This is a genomic window from Streptomyces cathayae (assembly GCF_029760955.1).
GTDB lineage: Bacteria > Actinomycetota > Actinomycetes > Streptomycetales > Streptomycetaceae > Streptomyces > Streptomyces cathayae.
This window is the reverse complement of the sequence record NZ_CP121682.1, coordinates 953,818-973,530: the sequence shown is the minus strand read 5'-3', so window position 1 is coordinate 973,530 and position 19,713 is coordinate 953,818. Positions and strand designations below refer to the sequence as shown.

The following is a 19,713-nucleotide window of genomic DNA, read 5'->3' as shown; positions in this document are numbered from 1 at the left end:
GCTCAGTCACCCCCGTCGCCGCCCTGGCCGCCCTGCTGCTGCGCCTGTTGGGCGCGTTCCTCGGGCGACGGGCCGAACGTCTCGTCCAGCGCCCGGTTCCACTCGCCCTCGTCGATGCCCAACTGCTCGTTGAGCCACTCCGACTGCTGTCCGCCCCGCCCCTCCGTGAGCAGCGAACGGCCGGTGTCCTTCCAGGTCTGCTCGATCTCCTCGCCGGCCCGCTCGAACGACTCACGGCTCCAGTCCGGGTCCAGGTGGTCCGGCGTGAACACCTCACCCCAGTCCTGCTGGGTGATCTCCTCCTCGGAGGCGTGCGGGTTGCCGCCCATCAGGGCGTTGACCCCCACCTTCAGCGAGCCTGCCACGTACTGGTCGTGCTCCCACAGGGTGCCCGCCGTCAGCCCCAGCCGGTTCGCGATCTGGCCGGCGTCGTTCACCAGGGCGCGCACGCCCCACTCCCAGCGTTCGCAGAAGTCCTCGAAGTCGACGGACAGGCCGTGGTGCCCGGTCTCCATCCCGGTCATCGACAGCTGGGAGAACCCTTTGCCCATGATGGAGCCGGTGGCGCCGCCCAGGTCGCCCAGCTCGTCGATGGTGGCGCCCACCCCCTTGGTGAACTTGGCGACCGACACCTCGTCGAAGTTCAGGTCCGTCCCGTCAGCGCCCACGGCCAGGTCCCCCCTCCGTCGTTTCGGTGTCGAGGGCGGCACCGTCGGGGACGATCCCGGTGACCGGCGGGAAGAACATCGACCCGTCTTCGTCGGCGATGTCCACCGCCAGGCCGGCGGGCTCGCCCAGAGACGGCACGATCTCGTCCACGATGCGGGCACCCCGCAGCGCCGCGTAGTCCATCGGCCGGTCACCCGGCCCGTGGTGAAGGGCGAAGCGGGCCAGCGCCGTCTCGTCCGTGAAGGCGCACACCCACCGCACCCCACCCGAATGCGCGCTCCACAGGCGGCCGTCGACGGACGGGACCAGAAGCACCGACCGCCGCATCTCACCCACCAGCGCCCGCGGATCACCGGCCCCCGCCCGCTGCTCGGCGATCCGCTCGGCCAACGCCGTCCTGGGCTGCTCCACGGCCCCTCCCTCGTCACGGTGTCAAAGGTGACTGATGGCACCGTAGAACAGACGTGCGTGGAGGGGGCGGTGGTTCTCGTGAAACCCGACCGGGCCTTGACCAGGCTCCGTTGCGTCCCGCACAGGGCGCTCGACGGCCGGTGGGGCACATCCGTGTCGTCCGGCCAGAGAGAAGGGGGGCGAGCCGGCGCATCCCGGTGGTCCGGGCGGCGGCCGCACGCTCCGGCGGGCAGTGGTGGGACGCGCCCGACGGCCGAAGCGGCCTCGATGCGGAAGGCCCGCCCCGCCATCGGAGTCGTGCCGGACCCGTCCGGTTGCGATTTTCGCATTCGGTTCCTAGGGTGAGGGCATGAAGGAGACCGTGACCGATCGTGTGCGAAGCGTCATGCTCAGGGCATCGGTCAGGCAGGCGGAGTTCGCCGAGAGGGTCGGGCTGACGCCGGACAAGCTGTCCAAGTCGCTCAGCGGAGTCCGCCGGTTCACCTCCCTGGACCTGGCGCGCATCGCGGAGTTCGGCGACACGACGGTCGACTGGCTGCTGACCGGCCGCGACCCGCTGCGTCCGGCCTTCGCCGCCCGTGCCGTGCCGTCGGCGATGAGCGGGGACGGCCGTGCCACCCTCAAGGACCTCGTCGAACGCTTCACCAGCGCGCACGAGGTCCTCGTCCTCCTCGGCAGGGCGCCGCAGCAGCCCGAACTTCCCTCGGCCGGCCCGTCGCACCCCACCGCTCCCACGGATCACAAGGGGTGTGTGGACGAAGGCGTGGCGCTCGCGGAAGCCGCGCTCGCCCGGCTGCACGCCGAGGGGTCACCACCGGTGGGCAGCATGGACAGTGCGGAACTCCTCCAGGCGCTGGAGCAGACCTTCGGGGTGGACGTGGCCAAGATCGGACTGCCCGAGGGGATCGACGGTGCCGCCTGGCAGGCGGACGGCTTCCGGCTCATCATGATCGCCCGGACCCGTGTGCCCACCCGGCAGCGCTTCACCCTCGCACACGAACTCGGGCACATCCTGGCCCGGGACGCACAGGACCTCCTGACGGAGACTCACCTGACCCCCGGTCACCAGAAGGACCTCACCGAGGTCCGCGCGAACGTGTTCGCCGCCCATCTCCTCATGCCCCGGTCGGAGATCGAGGCGGCGGTGGCGGCAGGCGGTCTGTCGGACGAACAACTCACCTCCCTGGTAGTCCACTTCCAGGTGTCACCCAGTGCTCTGGCGGCGCGCCTCTCCCAGTTGGGCCTCATCGACGAGCGGACCGCCGGCAGGCTGCGCGGACTCACCACCGAGGACTGCCACTGGCTGACCGGGCAGAGCGACCTCTTCCAGGCCCGTACGGCCTGGGCGCAGACCAAGCGGCTGCCCTTCCGCCCCGCCCAGACGCTGTACGAGGCGTACCTGGACGGAGAGACCACCCTGCGGCCGTTGGCGGCCTACACGGGATGGGAGGCCGACAGGCTCCGCGAGGTGCTCGAACCCGAGCCCGTTCCTCCGGAAGATCCCTCGAGCACTGCCGCGGTCGACGAGGGGGACCTGGTCTTCCAGCCATGACGCGCCACTGCTGGTTTCCCGACAACACCGTGCTGTGCAACTTCGCGGCGGTCGACCGTCTCGCCCTGCTGGAGAAGGTCCTGGACGGCCGGGGGCGCTGGACCCAGGCCGTCGCGGCTGAGGCCGAGCGGTCGTCGCGCTACTGGCCGGGGCTGAGCGAGGTGGCCGGCGGCGGATGGCTCGGCGCACCCATCGAGATCGACGACCCTGCCGAGATCTCGTTAGTGGACCGCACCCGACGCGTCGTCTTCGCGGGTGCTCCGTCCCGGCCACTGCAACACCTGGGCGAGGCGGAAACCCTGGTCCTGATCGAGCACCGCAGCGAGTTCGCCCATTCCGTGTGGATCACCGACGACGGCGAGGCGGGCCACTACGCACGCCGCAAAGGGATCCCCGTGAAGGACACCGTCGGCGTCATGCGCGAAGCCGTCGTCGACGGGCTGGTCATGGCCGACACCGGCCACGGACTCCTCACCGCCATACAGCAGGCCGGCCGGCACATCCGGGGTGTTCCCCGCAGCCCCGAGGACCTGCTGCGCTGAACAGCCGGGCAGCGGGCGCGGACCTACGGGGCGCCCACGCCGACGGCCGACCAGGCCCGCCCGGGCCGCCCTACCCGTATCGAGCGAAAGAACAGGTCTGATGACGAAGACAGACACCGACCGCCAGGGCCGGCGCGTGGTGCTCGAGGAGATCACGGACGAGAACTGGCGCGCCGTCGCCGACGTGGCTCCCGCCGACGACCAGCGCCGGTTCGTGGCCGCCCTCGGCGCACGCTATCTGCTGCTCTCCCTGCGGGACGGAACCTGGAACTCCCTCGCGGTCCGGGCCGGTGACGAGGTCGTGGGCCACGTCATGTGGGCGTACGACGAGGAGGACGGCACCCACTGGATCGGCGGCATGGTCGTCGACGCCGCCGAGCAGGGCAAGGGCGTGGGCCGCGCCACGATGCGCGTCCTGATACGGCGCCTCGCCACACTGCCGTCCTGCCGCGAGATCCGGCTCTCCTACCATCCGGAGAACGCCCCCGCCGTCCGCCTGTACGCGTCGCTGGGCTTCACGCCCACCGGAGAGTTCGAGGACGAGGAGATCGTGGCCGCGCTGAACGGAGGGTCGGCCGCCGCCTGACCACCCGGGACGATCGGCGGCCCTGGGGGCGCACCGCACCGTCAGACGTAGGGGACTCCCACCGGCCGGTCCGGCCGAAGACACCGTCAGACATGACGTTCTCGCCGGCCCGGCCGGTGGGACCTCCTCCCGCACGGCCGGCCACCGCCGGACGACGAGGAGCAGTTCACCGGTGATGAGCCGGTCCGCGCCGCGCCCGGACCGCTCCCGGCCGGCGGCTCACCGATCCACCCCCGACGGGTGGGCCGCCGGCCCGCCCGGATGGCGCCGCTTACCACCGTGCGCAGGGCCGGAGCGCGGGGGCTGGGCCATTCGGCTGTATCGCCGAGCGCGCACCGACGGACCGCTGTGTGGTGGACCCGGACGCGCACCGCGGCCAGGGCGTCGGCGGCCCGGGGCGCTCAGCCACGAAGAACCCACGAACGGAGTATGCCCATGCCCCTCATACGCCGATTCACAGCGGTCCGCAGACGTCATACCGCGTTCGTCACCGCGCTGGTGACCTGCTCGACCGTACTGGCCGGCCAGGACCTCGCCGTGGCCGGCGGTACCCCCGCACCTTCGGTGCCCGTCCCTCGACTGGACTGGAGCCCCTGCGTCCGGGGCAGCGAGTTCGACTGCGCGACCGCGAAGGTGCCGCTGGACCACGGCAGACCGGGTGGCCGCACCCTCGAGCTGGCGGTCGTCAAACGGAAGGCGACCGACCCCGGCCGGCGCATCGGCACCCTCTTCTTCAACCCCGGCGGCCCCGGCGGTCCCGGAACGGTGCAGATGCCGCAGAACTACGGGAAGTTCCCGCGCGAGGTGCGGGAGCGGTTCGACATCGTCAGCTGGGACCCCCGGGGAATCGGCAGCAGCACCGCGGTGAACTGCTTCGCGACTCCCGAGGAAGCCGCCGAATGGAACGCGGGCAAACCGGCGGGCTTCCCGGTGGACGAGAAGGAGCGGGCGGCCTTCATCGCCGCGTACAAGGACCTGGCCCGGCGCTGTGAGCAGCGTGACCCCGAACTGCTGCGCCATGTGTCGACCACCGACACCGCCCGTGATCTCGACCTGCTCCGCCGGGCGGTGGGGGAGCCGCACCTCACCTACCAGGGGATTTCCTACGGCACGATCCTGGGCGCCACCTACGCCGGCCTCTTCCCCGGCAAGGTCCGCGCCATGGTCCTCGACAGCAACATCGACCCGCAGGCCTGGACGCATCACGCGTCCGACGCCGACCCCCGGCTCACGACGTTCCTGCGCATGGGCTCGGACCGCACCGCGGCGGCGACCCTGGACCGGTTCCTCGCCCTGTGCGGGTCCACCACCACCGCCCACTGCGCTTTCTCCGCCGGCGGCCCGAAGGCGACCCGGACCAAGTTCGACCAGCTGGTGCAGCGGCTCCGGAAGCAGCCCGTGGGCGCGTGGACCTACGCCGCCACGGTCGCCGACACGGTGAACAGCCTCTACGTCGTCCACCCCGGCTGGACGGACCTCGCCGGCCGGCTGCAGGACCTGTGGCGGGGCCGCGCCCCGGAACCGGCCGCGCCCCCGCCCCCACCGGCGGTCCCGGACCCGAACCCGTACCTGGGCGAGGAGCAGGGTGCCGCGGTGCTCTGCGGTGACAGTCCCAACCCGCGTGATCCCGGGGCCTACCACGCCATGGAGGAGGCCGCCGCCGCTCGTGCGGGCGACGCCGGACGCTTCTGGACCTGGGCCGCCGCGGGGTGCGCCACCTGGCCCGCGGTCGCCGCCGACCGCTACCGCGGTCCGTGGGACAAGCCGACGGCACACCCCGTCCTGGTGGTCGGTACCACCTACGACCCGGCCACTCCCTACTCGAACGCGCAGGCCATGGTCGAGGAACTGGCCAACGCCCGCCTGCTCACCAACGACGGCTACGGGCACACCGCGTTGATCAACCCCAGCAGCTGCGTCACGGCGCACGAGAGCCGCTACCTCGTCGACGGCACCCTCCCGCCGGTCGGAACGACGTGCCGGCAGGACACGCCTCCCTTCTCCGCGACCAGGCCGGCCGGCGGTGTCGCCACCGGCGGCGGCGGAACGGCCGGCGCCGCCGCCTGAACCGGCCGGGAGCCCCGGCCGCTCCCCGCTCCCCGTCGAGCCGCTGGGCGCCAGGCCCCGGATCCACCTCGGTCCGGGGCCTGGCGCAGTCCTGCGATGAGGAGTGCGACCAGTCGGCGTGCGTCGTGGTCGGGTTCACGGTCGGTGCCGACGCAGAGGTTCCCGATGCCGTGCGTCAGCCGGCCGCACGCGTCCAGCACCTCGCCGGGCCCGGCCGCCGGCGGCCTGTCAGGCCGTTGAGCAGGGCAGGTGCAGAGGCCCGGTGGGAGTGCCGGTGGGGGTGATCTCCGCCACCACCGGCGGGGCTGCTCCGGCGGGCGCGCTAAGCTGCACATGCCCCGCGGGGGAAGTCCGGTCGAATTCCGGCGCTGACCCGCAACGGTGGGCGGAGCCCCTCCAAGGCCCCGCAAGCCCGATTACCCGCGGTGTGAAGGCTCCTGTCATTCGCCGTGGACTGCGAGAGGTGCTGCGCAGGGCGCCCGCGCCCGGGGCCGCTCCTTAGTGTTGCGTAGGGGCACGGCCTGAGGCGAAAGCGACCCGTCCGTGGCCACCACCCTCCGAACCGACCCTGCCACGCCCGCCCGCACGCCCCGTACCGGAGCTGGGACCGGGTCCCCCGGACGCGTGCCGCTGCCCCTTCTCCTGACCGGCCTGGGCGCCGCCTTGCCCCTGTCCCTCGTCTGCGGGGTGGGGATCGGGGCGTCGGGGATCGCCTGGGGCGAGGTGCTGCACCATCTGTGGGCCGGGTTGACGGGCGGCTCCATCACCCCCGGCCAGGTGCCGGCGTACACCATCGTCTGGGAGCTGCGCTTCCCCCGGGCCGTGCTGGCCGCGATCGTCGGGGCCGGACTGTCGGCCATCGGCGTCGCCGTGCAGGCCATGGTCCGCAACGCTCTCGCCGACCCGTACGTACTGGGCATCTCCTCGGGCGCGGCCGTGGGCGCCAACGCCGTGCTCATCTTCGGAGCCTTCGGCGCGCTCGGCGTCTGGGCCCTGTCCACGGCGGCGTTCCTCTCCGCGCTCCTGGCCATGGTGCTGGTGTACGCGATCGCCCGCACCCCTCGCGGCCTGAGCCCGCTGCGGCTCGTCCTGACGGGCACCGCGATGTTCTACGGCTTCTCGGCCGTCACCACGTTCATGGTGTTCGTGGCCGAGCGCGGTGAGGCGGCCCGTTCCGCGATGATGTGGCTGCTCGGCAGCCTCGGCGGCGCCAACTGGGCCTCCGTTCCGATCGCCGCGGGGGCGGTGCTCGGCGGCCTGGTCCACCTCGGGTGGTCGGCGCGTCGGCTGAACGCCCTGGCCATGGGCGACGAGACGGCCGCCGCGCTGGGAGTGGACCCGGGGAGACTGCGCAAGGAGCTGTTCCTGGTCTCCGCGGCCGTCACGGGGGCGGTGGTGGCGGTGAGCGGGGCGATCGGCTTCGTCGGACTGATGGTTCCGCACGCCGTGCGGATGCTCGTCGGCGCCGACCACCGGCGGCTGCTGGCCGTCGCACCGCTCGCCGGAGCCGTCCTGCTGATCTGGGTGGACATCCTGTCCCGCGTGGTGCTCGCGCCGGTCGAACTGCCGGTGGGCGTACTGACCGCGGCCATCGGCGTGCCGTGCTTCGTCCTGCTGATGCGCCGCCGTTCCTACACCTTCGGGGGCATGTGATGCAGGTCGACGTCGACGCACTGACCGTCGAGGCCGACGGCGCCCGGCTGCTGGAAGAGGTCACACTGGGCGCGGCCGAGGGACAGCTTGTCGGGCTGGTCGGGCCCAACGGCAGTGGGAAATCGACCCTGTTGCGCTGTGTCTACCGGGCGCTGCGCCCCTCGGCCGGTACGGTCCGGCTCGGCGGCGAGGACCTGTACGCCATGAGTGCGCGGGAAAGCGCCCGCCGGGTGGCCGCACTGCCCCAGGAGGCGGTCACCGAATTCGACTTCACGGTCGCCGAGGTCGTGGCGATGGGACGCCTGCCGCATCAGCGGTCGGCGGCCCGGACCACCGACGAGGACCGCGGGGCGTGCGAGGCCGCGCTGGCGGGGGTCGGCGCCGGTCACCTCGCCGACCGCGGCTTCCTCACCCTCTCCGGCGGCGAGCGGCAACGGGTCCTGATCGCCCGGGCGCTCGCCCAGCGACCCCGGGTGCTGGTGCTCGACGAACCCACCAACCACCTGGACATCGCCCAGCAGTTGGAACTGCTCGCTCTGGTGCGCGGCAGCGGGCTGACGGTGCTCACCGCGCTGCACGACCTCAACCTCGCCGCACTCCACTGCGATCTGCTCCATGTCATCGACGGCGGCCGGATCGTCGCCTCCGGCGCTCCGCACGAGGTGCTCACCCCCGAGCTGCTGGCCGAGGTCTTCGGCGTGCGGGCGCATCGCGTCCCGCATCCGGAGACCGGCGCCGTACAACTGCTCTTCGACCGCCTCCTGCCCGCTCGGTCCGCCCGGTCCGATCAGCTCGATCAGCCCGCTCAGTCCGCTACTTGAGGAGTCACCGCCACCATGCCGCACCCGGTGCGCCCCGCCGCACTCGCACTCGCCACAGCCCTGCTCCTCACCGGCTGCGGTGCGCAGGTCACCTCGCAGGAAGGGGAGAAGGACGGTTCCGCGGCCCGTGACGGCCACTATCCGGTGACCGTGGAGAACTGCGGAGAGAAGAAGACCTACGACAAGGCGCCCCGGCGCGTGGTCACCAACGACGTCGGCATCACCGAGATCATGTTCGCGCTCGGGCTCGAGGGGCACATGGCGGGCTATGTGATGCCCGACGACAAGGGCGACCTCACGTCCGTTCCCTGGAAGGACGCCTACCAAAAGACCGAGTGGCTCTCGAAGGAGCGGATCAACAAGGAGCTGGTCCTCGACGCCCGCGCCGATCTGGTCTTCGCCGGCTGGAACTACGGCTTCAGCGAGGGAACCGGCTTCACCCCCGCCGAGTTGGAGGAGGTGGGCGTCGGCTCGTATCTGCTGAGTGAGTCGTGCCGCAACGGGAGAGGGAAGGCACGGGGCGTGATGTCGCCGCTCGACGCCCTCTACACCGACCTGCGGAACCTGGGGAGGATCTTCGACGTCGAGGACCGTGCCACCACCCTCGTCGCGACGTTCCGAAAGCAGGTGGCCGAAGCGCAGGCGAAGGCGCCGAAGGGGGCGGACCGTCCGAGGGTCTTCCTCTACGACGACGGGCGGGACAAGCCGCTGACCTCGGGTGCGTACGCGGGTCCGCACGACATCATCACCAAAGCGGGCGGTGACCACATCATGAAGGACCTCGAGGACAGCTGGACGACGGTCGGTTGGGAAACCGTCGTCGAACGTGACCCGGAGGTGATCGTGATCAACGACTACGGGGACACCAGCGCCGACCAGAAGCGGAAGTTCCTGACGTCCTATCCGCCGCTCGCGCAGGTCTCGGCCGTCAAGAACGACCGGATCGTCGTCCTCGACTACGTGGACCTGGTGGAGAGCCCGCGCAACCCCGCGGCCGTCACCTCACTCGCCGCAGAGCTGCGGGACTTCGACCGGGGCGGATCTCCCCGGGGAGAGGGGTGAGGACGTATGTCCGTCGACGTGAACCCGGTCGAAGTGACGTCCGGTCAGGCCACGGCCCCGCTGCCCGTTCCGCTGCCCGCCCCGCCGAACGCTCCCGCGCCCTGTCGGGTCGTCGTGTGCCGGGACTGCTGCTGCGGCAGCTCCAAGGTGCCCGGCGTCGACCACGCGGCGCAGACGGCGCGCCTGCGCGCGGCGGTTCCGACACGGGTGTCCGCCTGCCTGGACCTGTGTGAACAGGCCAACGTCATCGTCGTCCAGCCCTCCGCGGCGGGCCGGTCGGCCGGCGGCCGGCCCGTCTGGCTGGGGCTGGTCAACGACCCCGACGCCATCGAGGACATCGTCGCCTGGGCGCACGCCGGCGGCCCCGGCGTCGCGCCCCTCCCGGACATCCTCGACCTCTACACCGTCAGGCCGCCGCGGCGGGGCACGGCCCTCTGAGGCCGCGCTCACCAGGCCGCCCCCTCAGGGCCGGTGCCGCTGTCCACACGAGCGGGTCACCACGCCTCCCTCGAACCCACGACGCGGCGCCCGCCGGAAAGGAAACGCCCCGGCATGACCGAACACGCTCAGGCTCAGGCACCCACCGAGGCCGTCACCGCGGCCCTGCACGAGGTGGCGGCCCTCGGCGGCTTCTTCGTCCTGCCCGTCGGCGGCCCGGACGAGGGCCGGCACCTGCTCGACCGGTCCGCCGCGCGCGGCTTCACCGACCTGGCCGAAGCCGTCGCGCGGCGGTACCGCACCGGCGAACCGCGGATCGGCGTGTCCATCGCCCACCTCGGGCACGCGGCCCGCCTCTGGTCCCCTGCCCTGGCGTGCGTGCTGCTGCACGGGATCGTCCCGGACCTGACGGAGCTGCGGCGTGCCGACGACGGACCGGCCCTTTGCCTGCCCCGCCCCGCCGGCTGGTACGCCGAGCGGCTCCCCGACCCCGCTCTCGCCCTGAACGAGCAGGTGATGCGGCAGTTGCGCGCGCTCGAGAGCGGACTGCGTGTCAAGATCGCCCCGCGACTGCTGGACGGGAACGCCGCCTCCGCGCTCGTCGGATCGGCCCAGGTCCTGCTGTCGGCCCGCCCCGAGCTGCACGAGCCGCTCACGGACCTCACCACCCGGCTGCTGGACACCGGACGGCTCGCGGGCACCGGAGTGATCACCGGCCCGGGGCTCACGTTCCGCCGCCGCAGCTGCTGCCTCTACTACCGGGTGCCGGACGGCTCGAAGTGCGGCGACTGCTGCCTGGCCGGCCGGGACGGACCGCCGGCCTGACACAGGGACGCCCGCTGCCGGGACAACGCCCCACGCGTCAACCCCGCGCACACCTCCCGACCGGCTCGTCCGGCCCGTCCCGTCCCGACCTTCCCGTCCCGACCTTCCCGTCCCGACCGTCCCGTCCCGACCTTCCCGTCCCGACCGTCCCGTCCCGGTCGGCTCCTCCGGTCCTCCCGCCCCGTCCGGTCCTCCCGCCCCGTCCGGTCCTCCCACCCCGTCCGTTCGTTAGCCCGCCCGGGGCACCCGGACCACCCGGTCGCGACGGTGGCCGTGCGCCCCGGAGCCGCCGACCGCACGATGACCGTGTTGCCGACCGGCAACCGATCGGTACCGGCCGGACGCGAAGGAGGCCCCACGGTGGGCGAGCTGTACATCGACGGCGAGTGGACGAAGGCGGCGGCCGGCGGGCGGCGGGAGGTGGTCAACCCGTACGACGCCTCCGTCGTGACCACCGTCGACGAGGCGGACGCCACCGACGTGGACCGCGCGGTGCGCGCCGCCCGGCGTGCCTTCGACGAGGGGGACTGGGCGAACGCCCCCACCCGCCGGCGCGCCGACCTGCTGATGCGCGTCCACGACCTGCTGCTGCGCGACAAGGAGGAGATCGCCCGCACCGAGACCGCCGACACCGGCAAGACGCTGACCGAGTCCCGCTTCGACGTGGAGGACGTGGCGAACGCCTTCCGCTACTTCGCGGAACTCGCGGGCAAGGACGGCGGCCGTGTCGTGGACGTCGGCCCGGACGTCCTCAGCCGTGTCGTCTACCAGCCGGTCGGGGTGTGCGCGCTCATCGCCCCCTGGAACTACCCGCTGCTGCAGGCCTCGTGGAAGGTGGCGCCGGCGCTGGCCGCCGGAAACACCTTCGTCCTCAAACCCAGCGAGACCACACCGCTCACCACGATCGCCATGATCCGGCTGATCGAGGAGGCCGGCGCCCCGCCCGGCGTCGCCAACCTGGTGCTCGGTTCCGGGGCGACCGTCGGCGCGGCCCTGACCGGCCATCCCGAGGTCGACCTGGTGTCCTTCACCGGAGGCCTGGCCACCGGACGCGCCATCATGGCCGCCGCCGCCGAGGGGCCGAAGACCGTCGCCCTGGAACTGGGCGGCAAGAACCCCAACATCGTCTTCGAGGACGCCGACTTCGCCGCCGCCGTGGACTACGCGCTGGACGCCGCCTTCCTGCACGCCGGGCAGGTCTGCTCCGCCGGTTCACGCCTGCTGGTCCAGGACTCCCTGTACGACCGGTTCGTCGACTCCCTCGCCCGGCGCGCCCAGTCGATCCGCCTGGGCAGCGGCATGGAGGAGGGCACCGAGAGCGGCCCGCTCAGCTCCGCCGAGCACCGTGACAAGGTCGAACGCCACATCGCCGTCGCCCGGGAGGAGGGCGCCCGGCTCGTCACCGGCGGCACCCGCCCCGACGACCCGGCGCTGAGCCGCGGCTTCTTCCTGCTGCCGACGGTCTTCGCCGACTGCGACAAGTCCATGCACATCGTGCAGGAAGAGGTCTTCGGACCGGTCGTCACCGTCGAGCGTTTCCACACCGAGGACGAGGCGGTGGAGCTGGCCAACGACACCCGCTACGGCCTGGCCGGCGGCGTGTGGACCTCCGACGCGAGCCGTGCCCAGCGCGTCGCCCAGCGGCTGCGGCACGGCACCGTGTGGATCAACGACTTCCACCCCTACGTACCGCAGGCCGAGTGGGGCGGCTTCGGCCGCTCCGGCGTCGGGCGCGAGCTGGGCCCCACGGGCCTGCGCGAGTACCAGGAGGCCAAGCACATCTACCAGAACCTCGCCCCGGGGCCCTCCGGCTGGTTCAAGGGCTGACCAGGCACGGCAGCACGACGCGGCACACCGCCCGCCCCTCCCGACGGCCACCGAAGAAAGGCATCCCATGGCCTCCACCACCCCGCACGGCGCCGAGTCCTCCTACGACTACGTCATCGTCGGCGGCGGCACCGCCGGCTGTGTGCTCGCCGCCCGTCTGAGCGAGGACCCCGACTGCCGTGTCTGCGTCATCGAGGGCGGCCCCAGCGACGTCGGTGACGAGCGCATCCTGCGTCTGCGCAACTGGATCAACCTGCTCGGCTCGGAGTTCGACTACGGCTACACCACCGTCGAACAGCCGCGCGGCAACTCCCACATCCTGCACTCACGGGCCCGGGTGCTCGGCGGCTGCTCCTCCCACAACACGCTGATCAGTTTCCTGCCGCTGCCGCAGGACCTCGACGACTGGGTGGCCCACGGCTGCACCGGCTGGGACCCGGCGACGATCCTCCCCTACCGCGACCGGCTGCTCACCAAGATCGTCCCGGTGGCCGAGGCCGACCGCAACCCCATCGCCAAGGACTTCGTCACCGCCGCCTCCCGCGCCACCGGCGTCCCCGTCATCGACGACTTCAACGCCGAACCCTTCGCCGACGGCACCGGCTTCTTCTCCCTGGCCTACGAACCGGAGGGCAACCTGCGGTCCTCCACCTCCGTGGCCTACCTCCACCCCGTCATGGACCGCCGCCCCAACCTCACCCTCCTCCTGGAGACCTGGGCCCACCGGCTGCTCACCGACGAGTCGGGGAGGCTGACCCGGGTCGCCGTCCGCGGCGCCGACGGTGAGCCCGCCACCGTGCGCGCCGAACGCGAACTCCTGCTGTGCGCCGGCGCCATCGACACCCCGCGCCTGCTGATGCTGTCCGGTATCGGCCCGGCCGAGGACCTGCGCCGCCTGGGCATCGAGGTACAGGTCGACCTGCCCGGCGTGGGGGAGAACCTGCTGGACCACCCCGAGTCCGTGATGGTCTGGGAGACCAAGGAGCCGCTGCCGCCCAACTCCGCGATGGACTCCGACGCCGGACTGTTCCTGCGTCTCGAGAAGGGGCAGCCGCGCCCGGATCTGATGTTCCACTTCTACCAGGTGCCGTTCACCGTCAACACCGAACGCCTGGGCTACCCCGTCCCGGAGCACGGGGTGTGCATGACGCCGAACGTGCCCCGGGCCCGCTCCATCGGCCGTATGTGGCTGCGCAGTTCCGACCCGGCCGAGCACCCCGCCCTGGACTTCCGGTACTTCACCGACCCCGGTGGCCACGACGAGCGCACCATCGTCGAAGGGCTCAAGCTGGCCCGGGAGGTCGCCGCGACCGAACCCCTGAGCGGCTGGCTCGTCCGCGAGGTCGCGCCCGGCCCGGACGTCACCTCCGACGCCGACCTGTCGGAGTACGGGCGCCGCGCGGCCCACACCGTCTACCACCCGGCGGGCACCTGCCGCATGGGCGCGGCGGACGACCCGATGGCCGTCTGCGACCCGGAGTTGAGGCTGCGCGGCGTCGAGGGCGTACGCATCGTCGACGCGTCGGTGTTCCCGACGATGCCCACCATCAACCCCATGGTGACCGTCCTGCTCGCCGCCGAACGCGCCGCCGACCTGCTCACCGGCAAGCCCGGGCCCACCGGCAAGGCGACGGCACGGTGACCGGTCCGCGGACCTGCGGGCACCGGCGAGAGGTCTTCCGCCCGCCGCGCATGCCGCCGGCCGTCGAGAGCCGGTGCCCTCGTCCCTGTCCTCGTCCTGAATGAAGGGGGAATTCGACCGTGTCGACCGATGGAGACAAGGGCACCGGAGCCGTGCCGGAGGAGATGGCGGCGGAGGAGGTGCCGATGGGCACGGTCCGGCTCAAACCCGTGGTCTTCTTCGGGTCGGCCTCCCTCATCCTCGCGATCTCGATCTGGGCGATCATCACCCCCTCCGGTGCGGAAACGGTCATCGGCGTGGCGGTCGGCAAGATCTCCCACTGGTTCGGCTGGTACTACTTCCTCGCCGCGACCCTGTACCTGCTGTTCGTCGTCTTCATCGCCTTGTCCAAGTACGGCACGGTCAAGCTGGGCCCCAAGCACTCCAGGCCCGACTACGGTGTCTTCACCTGGGGGGCCATGCTGTTCGCGGCGGGCATCGGCATCGACCTGATGTTCTTCTCGGTCTCCGGGCCCGTCAGCCACTACCTCGCGCCGCCGCAGGGCGATCCGGAGACGCTCGAGGCCGCCCGGCAGGCCGTGGTGTGGACCCTGTTCCACTACGGCATCACCGGCTGGGGCATGTACGCGCTGATGGGCATGGCGCTCGCCTACTTCTCCTTCCGGTACCATCTGCCGCTCGCGATCCGCTCCGCGCTCTACCCGCTCATCGGCCGACGCATCCACGGGCGGATCGGCGACACCGTCGACCTGGCGGCCATCATCGGCACCGTGTTCGGCATCGGCGTGACGCTCGGCATCGGCGTGGTGCAGCTGAACTACGGCCTGAAAGTCCTCTTCGGCGTGGAAGAGGGGCTGGCCGCACAGATCGCCCTGATCGTCGTCGCGGTGGGGATGGCCACCTTCTCCGCGGCCTCCGGCGTCGACAAGGGCATCCGCAGGCTGTCACAGCTCAACGTCGTCCTCGCCGCCCTGCTGATGCTCTACATCCTCGTCGTCGGCGAACCGTTCCGGCTGCTCAACGCCGTGGTCCAGAACGTCGGGGACTACATCAGCCGTTTCCCCTCGATGACCCTGAACACCTTCGCCTACGACCAGCCCGTCGAGTGGCTGGACGCGTGGACGCTCTTCTTCTGGGCCTGGTGGATCGCCTGGGCGCCGTTCGTCGGACTCTTCCTGGCCCGCATCTCCCGAGGCCGCACCCTGCGCGAGTTCATCGCGGCGACCCTGATCATCCCGTTCCTCTTCACCGGCCTCTTCCTGTCGATCTTCGGCAACAGCGCCCTGTTCCTGGTGCGCGACGGGAACACCGCGTTCGGCGAAACGGCCATGAACGTCCCCGAGCAGGGCTTCTACAACCTGTTGGCGGAGTATCCGGGGTTCCTGTTCAGCGCCGGACTCGCGACCTTCGTCGGGCTGCTGCTGTACGTCACCTCCGCGGACTCCGGGGCCCTGGTCATGGGCAACCTCAGCGCGGAGCTGCCCACCCCGGTGACCGACGCGCCGACGTGGCTGCGCATCTTCTGGGCGGTGGCGACAGGGCTGCTCACCCTCGCCATGCTCATCGTGGGCGGTGTGCACGCGCTCACCAACGCCACCATCATCATGGGGCTGCCCTTCTCCTTCGTCATGTTCCTGATCATGGCCGGGCTCTATCTGGCGTTGCGCACCGAGCGGATGCGGGCGGAGGCGAGGATCACCACGCTGCCCGGGAGGCTCTCCGGACGTATGACGCAGCACGGTCTGCCGGGGGCGCCGAACTGGCGGCATCGACTGGCGCGGACGATGGCGTTCCCCGGCAGGCGGGCGGCCGTGAGATTCGTCGACCACGTGTGCCGTCCCGCCTTCCAGGAGGTCGCCCAGGAGCTGCGGGAGCAAGGAGCTGAGGCGGAGGTCCTGGAGGGCGTCGACGAGGAGAACGGCCTTCCCCATGTCGGCCTGCGGGTGCCGATCGGCCCCGGCGACGAATTCCTCTACGAGGTCCGGCCCGTCGTGCTGCCGACCCCCGCGTTCGCCACCCGATCGGTCAGCACGCACGACACCTACGTACGTTTCGAGGTCCGGCTCGCCGAGGGCAACCAGGACTACGACGTGATGGGGTACACCAAGGAACAGCTCATCGCCGACGCCCTCGACCAGTACGAGCGGCACCTGGAGTTCCTGCGGATGCGCCACGAGGCGGCCACCCGCTCGAGCTTCCCCAGCCACCGCCTGGACGCACCGGACGCGCACCTGCCGGAGGAGTAGGCCCCGCCCGGCCCCTGCGCGGGGCCGGTGGCAGGGTGGCGGGCGGCGGCCCGGACGCCTACTCCGAGTGGACCGACCGCACCAGCTCCGCCAGCGCCTCCGCCAGCACGGCGAGCCCCGGCCCCGCCGGGCCGCCCGGCTCGTCCATGTACAGATCCCTGCGGATCTCGATCATCAGCGCGCTCACCCGCGGATCCTTCCCGTAGTACGCGAGCGGTACGTACGTCCCCGCGAAGGGGCTGTCGACCCCCGTACCGCCGAAGCCCGCGAACGCCTTCTCCGCGCGGGCGAGCAGCCCGGCCGGGGTGTGGAAGGGGTGCGTGCCCAGGCAGATCGGCGGGCGGGGGCCGGTGCCGTGGAGCTCGTACGGCAGGGGCTCGGTCGGGTACGAGTGCACGTCGATGACGACCGCCCGCCCCACCGCGTCCAGCCGCCCGGCGACCGCGTCGGTCATGGCCTCGGCGTACGGGTGGAAGTACCGCTCCACGAGCGGACGTCCGTCGTGGTCGCCCGGCCGCAGCTCACCTCGGTGCGACGTCCCCGTGTACACCGCCCCCATGCCGACGGCCAGCATCTCCTCCCGCTCGTCCGGGAACCGCTCGGGGTCGACGACCAGACGGGAGAGCCGGTTCACGAACCGCCAGGGCGTACCGGAGGGCACCCGGCCGGCGGCCAGCTCCGCGATCTGGGCCGTGTGCGAGTCGGTCATGTGGTCCAACTCCCGCTCCAGGGCGGTGTCGTCGAGCGTGATCCCGCTCCGCACCTCCGCCGGCACGACCCGCGAGGAGTGCGGGACGTGCAGGATCACGGGGGAGTCGGGGGAGCCGGGCAGCAGCTGGAAGGAGGGTGAGGTGTCGTGCATCGCGGATGGTGCTCCTTGCGTCGGATCCGTATGGGTCGTACGTCGGGAAGCAAGCGCGCTTCCCGCCCTTGGACGGGGACGGGGACAGGGGACTGGTGCTTCCGACGGCGTCCCCCCGGCCACCGCCGGAAGCACGGACACCTAACCATGGAAGGGAAAGCGTCGTCAATCCTTCACGTGCGAGAGTGTAACGGTTTCGCTGGGGGTGGTCCTGGGGCCCAGCCGGCAGACCGTCATGGCGCCCCTGGAACGGTTGTGGGACACGGACGCCACTCCCGTCCTCGCCCCCCAAGCCCCTGAAGGCACAGGCGACTTCGCCGACACGACCGAACGGCAGAGGTGCCGGGTGTGGCGGTGCCCGACGGGTCCGCTGCCTCTCCTGCCGGTGCACGCCGCCGACCACCACGCCCCCGCGGGCGACCGCCCGCACGACGAGGTCCTGGAGCGCGTGGTGTCCTCGTGCATGTCCACGCTGTGCGCCCTGATCCGGGTCAGCCGTCGGTCCTCGCCCCCGACCGGGCGCAGTGGCTGCTGGTCCTGGCCCTGCGGGACCCGCCACCGCACGCACCGACGCTGAACCCGCCGCCCGCCGCCCGCCGCCCGCCGCCCGCCGCCCGCCGCCCGGTGCTCACCGGGAGGCGGAATCGCTGCGGCGTCGGTTGCCCGGCCGGCACGCCGGAGGACTTCCGGCACGTCGTCTCCCCCTGTGGACGGCGGGCGACGACGGTGCCCGGCCGCTGTCAGGCGGGGATGATCTGCCCGTTCTCGATCCGGAAGTCCTCGGTCGGTGAACAGCCGATCGACGGCGTGATCAGCAGGCTGACGGCGACCGGTGCGGGCTCCGTACCGGCGGTGGAGAACTCGCACACCGCGTGGCGGCCGGTCAGCGGGAACCAGAACCAGGCATCCGCCTCACCGACCAGAGCACGGTCCGACTCCCTCCACACACCGTTCTCGAAGGTGAAGACCTGGAGGCGCACGGATGCCGCGAGCGGATCGGTCTGCGACCGCAGAGCGGTGAGTGTGAACTTGGCGTCCCCGTCCAGGGTCGATGTGGCGATCTGCCGGCGCTCCGCCGCCCGGGAATCGCTCTGCGGTTCCTTCTCCTGACCGGCCGTCGGGCGGGTCGGCGGGTCGGCCGGCAGCGGGTTCGGCGGGCCACCGGTGGTTGCGCCGATCGTGACGGTGGCGGCCGTGGCGGTGACCAGGGCGACGCCCCAGTTCAGGAGTGTGCGGAAGTTCTTGATCACGACGTCTCCCTGTGTGGTGAGGGGTGCGGGTCGCGGACCACTGCTCTCGCCACCGCGTCCCGGGCGGCGGCGGCACCGCCTGGCGCGGCTACTTGCCGGGGGAGGGCAACGGTGTGGGCATCGGCGCCTCGGACGGACTGCGACCGTCCCCGGTCCGATGAGGCTGCACGTCGAAAACTTCGAAGGTGAGGTGCCAGGTCGCCGGCGTCAGCACCCGTTGTGTCACCTGGCCACGCGCCTTACGGAACTCTCCGGTGCCTCCGGTGATCGCGTTGACGACCGGGCTCGGTACCGGAATTCCGGCTTGCTCGCCCTGGACGGTGATCTGTCCTTCCGGTAGCACCGCGGTCGACGAGCACGGTCCCGTGTCGCGTTCGAGGTCGGTGAGGACGCAGGACCCGCTGAAGCGTCCGACGAAGCGGTCTTCCGGCCCCTCGGTCGAGACCAGATCCCCGCTGAAGAGGAACTGATCGCCGACGCTGCGGCCCGTTGCACCCAGATCCAGCTCTTCGCCGACGCGCAGCCGGGCCTCCACGCGGAGGGTGCGGCTTTTCGCCGAGGAGCCGTCGGCAGGGTGGGGTGCCGCAGTCTCGGCCGTCTTCCGCGGGACCACGTCGGCCGACGCGGATCCGATGAGAGCGAGCCCGGCAGAGCCGCCGAGAACCGCAACGGCGAGGAAAATGAAGGGTCGGCCGACGAAGCCCATGGTCGCCTCCGTGGTGGTGGGAAGGAACAGAGTCAGGGCCGCCCGGGCTTGGTCCGGCGCCGATGCCGCCGGACGGCGACGCCTGGGATCGGTTCACAGCAGGCAGGGCACCCGAGCAGATCCAGGGACCGTGGGCGAGAACGTACGAGAAGGCCCGCGGCGTTGCTGGGAGAGTTCGTCATGGTCCCTCTTGGTGTGACGAATGTCGTCCGGATGCGTTCATGACGGCCCCTCCTTCCAGCGGAAACATTAAGGGCGGTGACGGCGACGTGCTCCACAGCGGGCCAGGATCGAGGCCATTGGGGTGCATTCCCGGTGGCAACGGGAAGAAGGCCCCCCCGCGGCGCTGTTTCCCGCACCGCCGCCCTCGTCGCCACTGCCGCCGGGCTCGCACCCACCGACGAACGGCACGAAGGCGGGATCCGACGGCACCGGGGTCTCGGGCGATGACTTCACCGCACCCCAGCCGCGGAGTGGACCACTGTGCCGGGGCGCGTATCGAGTCGTGATCACTCTGCGGGGCACGGAGGGGCCGAAGGCCCTCGTCGGGTGGA

The 19,713-nt window shown here is 71.8% G+C and carries 17 protein-coding genes and 1 riboswitch; of the genes, 12 read left to right on the top strand and 5 right to left on the bottom strand.

Translation table 11 applies throughout. From position 1 onward, the window contains the following. Nucleotides 1–2: 2 nt before the first annotated feature. Together PYS65_RS04615 and PYS65_RS04610 are read right to left on the bottom strand one after the other, a co-directional pair. Nucleotides 3–668, bottom strand: a complete 666-nt coding sequence (locus PYS65_RS04615) for a hypothetical protein (RefSeq protein ID WP_279332477.1) — start codon at nt 666–668, stop codon at nt 3–5. Continuing rightward, nucleotides 658–1,080, bottom strand: coding sequence for a hypothetical protein (locus PYS65_RS04610; RefSeq protein ID WP_279332476.1), 423 nt, complete (start codon nt 1,078–1,080; stop codon nt 658–660). Before PYS65_RS04610 ends, PYS65_RS04615 begins: the two co-directional genes overlap by 11 nt. A gap of 349 nt (nt 1,081–1,429) precedes the next feature. Between PYS65_RS04610 and PYS65_RS04605 the strand changes: the two genes are divergently transcribed. From PYS65_RS04605 to betT, 12 genes are all read left to right on the top strand, one after another. Beyond that, nucleotides 1,430–2,632, top strand: coding sequence for a helix-turn-helix domain-containing protein (locus tag PYS65_RS04605; protein WP_279332475.1), 1,203 nt, complete (start codon nt 1,430–1,432; stop codon nt 2,630–2,632). Continuing rightward, complete coding sequence (locus tag PYS65_RS04600) at nt 2,629–3,174, top strand: PIN domain-containing protein (protein WP_279332474.1); 546 nt, start codon at nt 2,629–2,631, stop codon at nt 3,172–3,174. Before PYS65_RS04605 ends, PYS65_RS04600 begins: the two co-directional genes overlap by 4 nt. Nucleotides 3,175–3,274: 100 nt before the next feature. After that, nucleotides 3,275–3,760: a GNAT family N-acetyltransferase gene (locus PYS65_RS04595; protein WP_279332473.1), complete on the top strand. Its 486-nt coding sequence runs from the start codon at nt 3,275–3,277 to the stop codon at nt 3,758–3,760. Between the two features lie 435 nt (nt 3,761–4,195). Next, on the top strand, nt 4,196–5,827 hold the full coding sequence (locus PYS65_RS04590) for an alpha/beta hydrolase (RefSeq protein ID WP_279332472.1): 1,632 nt from the start codon (nt 4,196–4,198) through the stop codon (nt 5,825–5,827). A 321-nt stretch (nt 5,828–6,148) separates the two neighbouring features. Next, nucleotides 6,149–6,269: riboswitch (cobalamin riboswitch) on the top strand. Between the two features lie 101 nt (nt 6,270–6,370). Continuing rightward, entirely contained in the window at nt 6,371–7,480 is a 1,110-nt protein-coding gene (locus tag PYS65_RS04580; RefSeq protein WP_279332471.1) for a FecCD family ABC transporter permease, read from the top strand. Further along, on the top strand, nt 7,480–8,301 hold the full coding sequence (locus PYS65_RS04575) for an ABC transporter ATP-binding protein (RefSeq protein ID WP_279332470.1): 822 nt from the start codon (nt 7,480–7,482) through the stop codon (nt 8,299–8,301). The genes PYS65_RS04580 and PYS65_RS04575 overlap by 1 nt, the downstream gene beginning before the upstream one ends. A gap of 15 nt (nt 8,302–8,316) precedes the next feature. Continuing rightward, on the top strand, nt 8,317–9,363 hold the full coding sequence (locus PYS65_RS04570; RefSeq protein ID WP_279332469.1) for an ABC transporter substrate-binding protein: 1,047 nt from the start codon (nt 8,317–8,319) through the stop codon (nt 9,361–9,363). A gap of 6 nt (nt 9,364–9,369) precedes the next feature. Further along, on the top strand, nt 9,370–9,801 hold the full coding sequence (locus PYS65_RS04565) for a (2Fe-2S) ferredoxin domain-containing protein (protein WP_279332468.1): 432 nt from the start codon (nt 9,370–9,372) through the stop codon (nt 9,799–9,801). 114 nt (nt 9,802–9,915) lie between these two features. After that, complete coding sequence (locus PYS65_RS04560) at nt 9,916–10,626, top strand: (2Fe-2S)-binding protein (protein ID WP_279332467.1); 711 nt, start codon at nt 9,916–9,918, stop codon at nt 10,624–10,626. A 360-nt stretch (nt 10,627–10,986) separates the two neighbouring features. After that, the gene (locus PYS65_RS04555) at nt 10,987–12,453 is read left to right on the top strand and encodes an aldehyde dehydrogenase family protein (RefSeq protein WP_279332466.1); all 1,467 of its coding nucleotides are present in this window, start codon (nt 10,987–10,989) and stop codon (nt 12,451–12,453) included. A gap of 67 nt (nt 12,454–12,520) precedes the next feature. Then, entirely contained in the window at nt 12,521–14,095 is a 1,575-nt protein-coding gene (locus PYS65_RS04550) for a GMC family oxidoreductase (RefSeq protein ID WP_279332465.1), read from the top strand. Nucleotides 14,096–14,214: 119 nt separating this feature from the next. Beyond that, complete coding sequence (gene betT, locus PYS65_RS04545; protein WP_279332464.1) at nt 14,215–16,341, top strand: choline BCCT transporter BetT; 2,127 nt, start codon at nt 14,215–14,217, stop codon at nt 16,339–16,341. Nucleotides 16,342–16,399: 58 nt separating this feature from the next. Here the strand turns inward: betT and PYS65_RS04540 are convergent, their stop codons facing one another. The 3 genes from PYS65_RS04540 to PYS65_RS04530 form a co-directional block, all read right to left on the bottom strand. Then, a complete protein-coding gene (locus tag PYS65_RS04540; RefSeq protein ID WP_279332463.1) occupies nt 16,400–17,203 on the bottom strand; it encodes an N-formylglutamate amidohydrolase in 804 nt (267 codons plus the stop codon). Between the two features lie 740 nt (nt 17,204–17,943). Next, nucleotides 17,944–18,453, bottom strand: a complete 510-nt coding sequence (locus PYS65_RS04535; protein WP_279332462.1) for a hypothetical protein — start codon at nt 18,451–18,453, stop codon at nt 17,944–17,946. An 88-nt stretch (nt 18,454–18,541) separates the two neighbouring features. Next, nucleotides 18,542–19,159, bottom strand: a complete 618-nt coding sequence (locus PYS65_RS04530) for an allene oxide cyclase barrel-like domain-containing protein (RefSeq protein ID WP_279332461.1) — start codon at nt 19,157–19,159, stop codon at nt 18,542–18,544. Nucleotides 19,160–19,713: the final 554 nt, after the last annotated feature.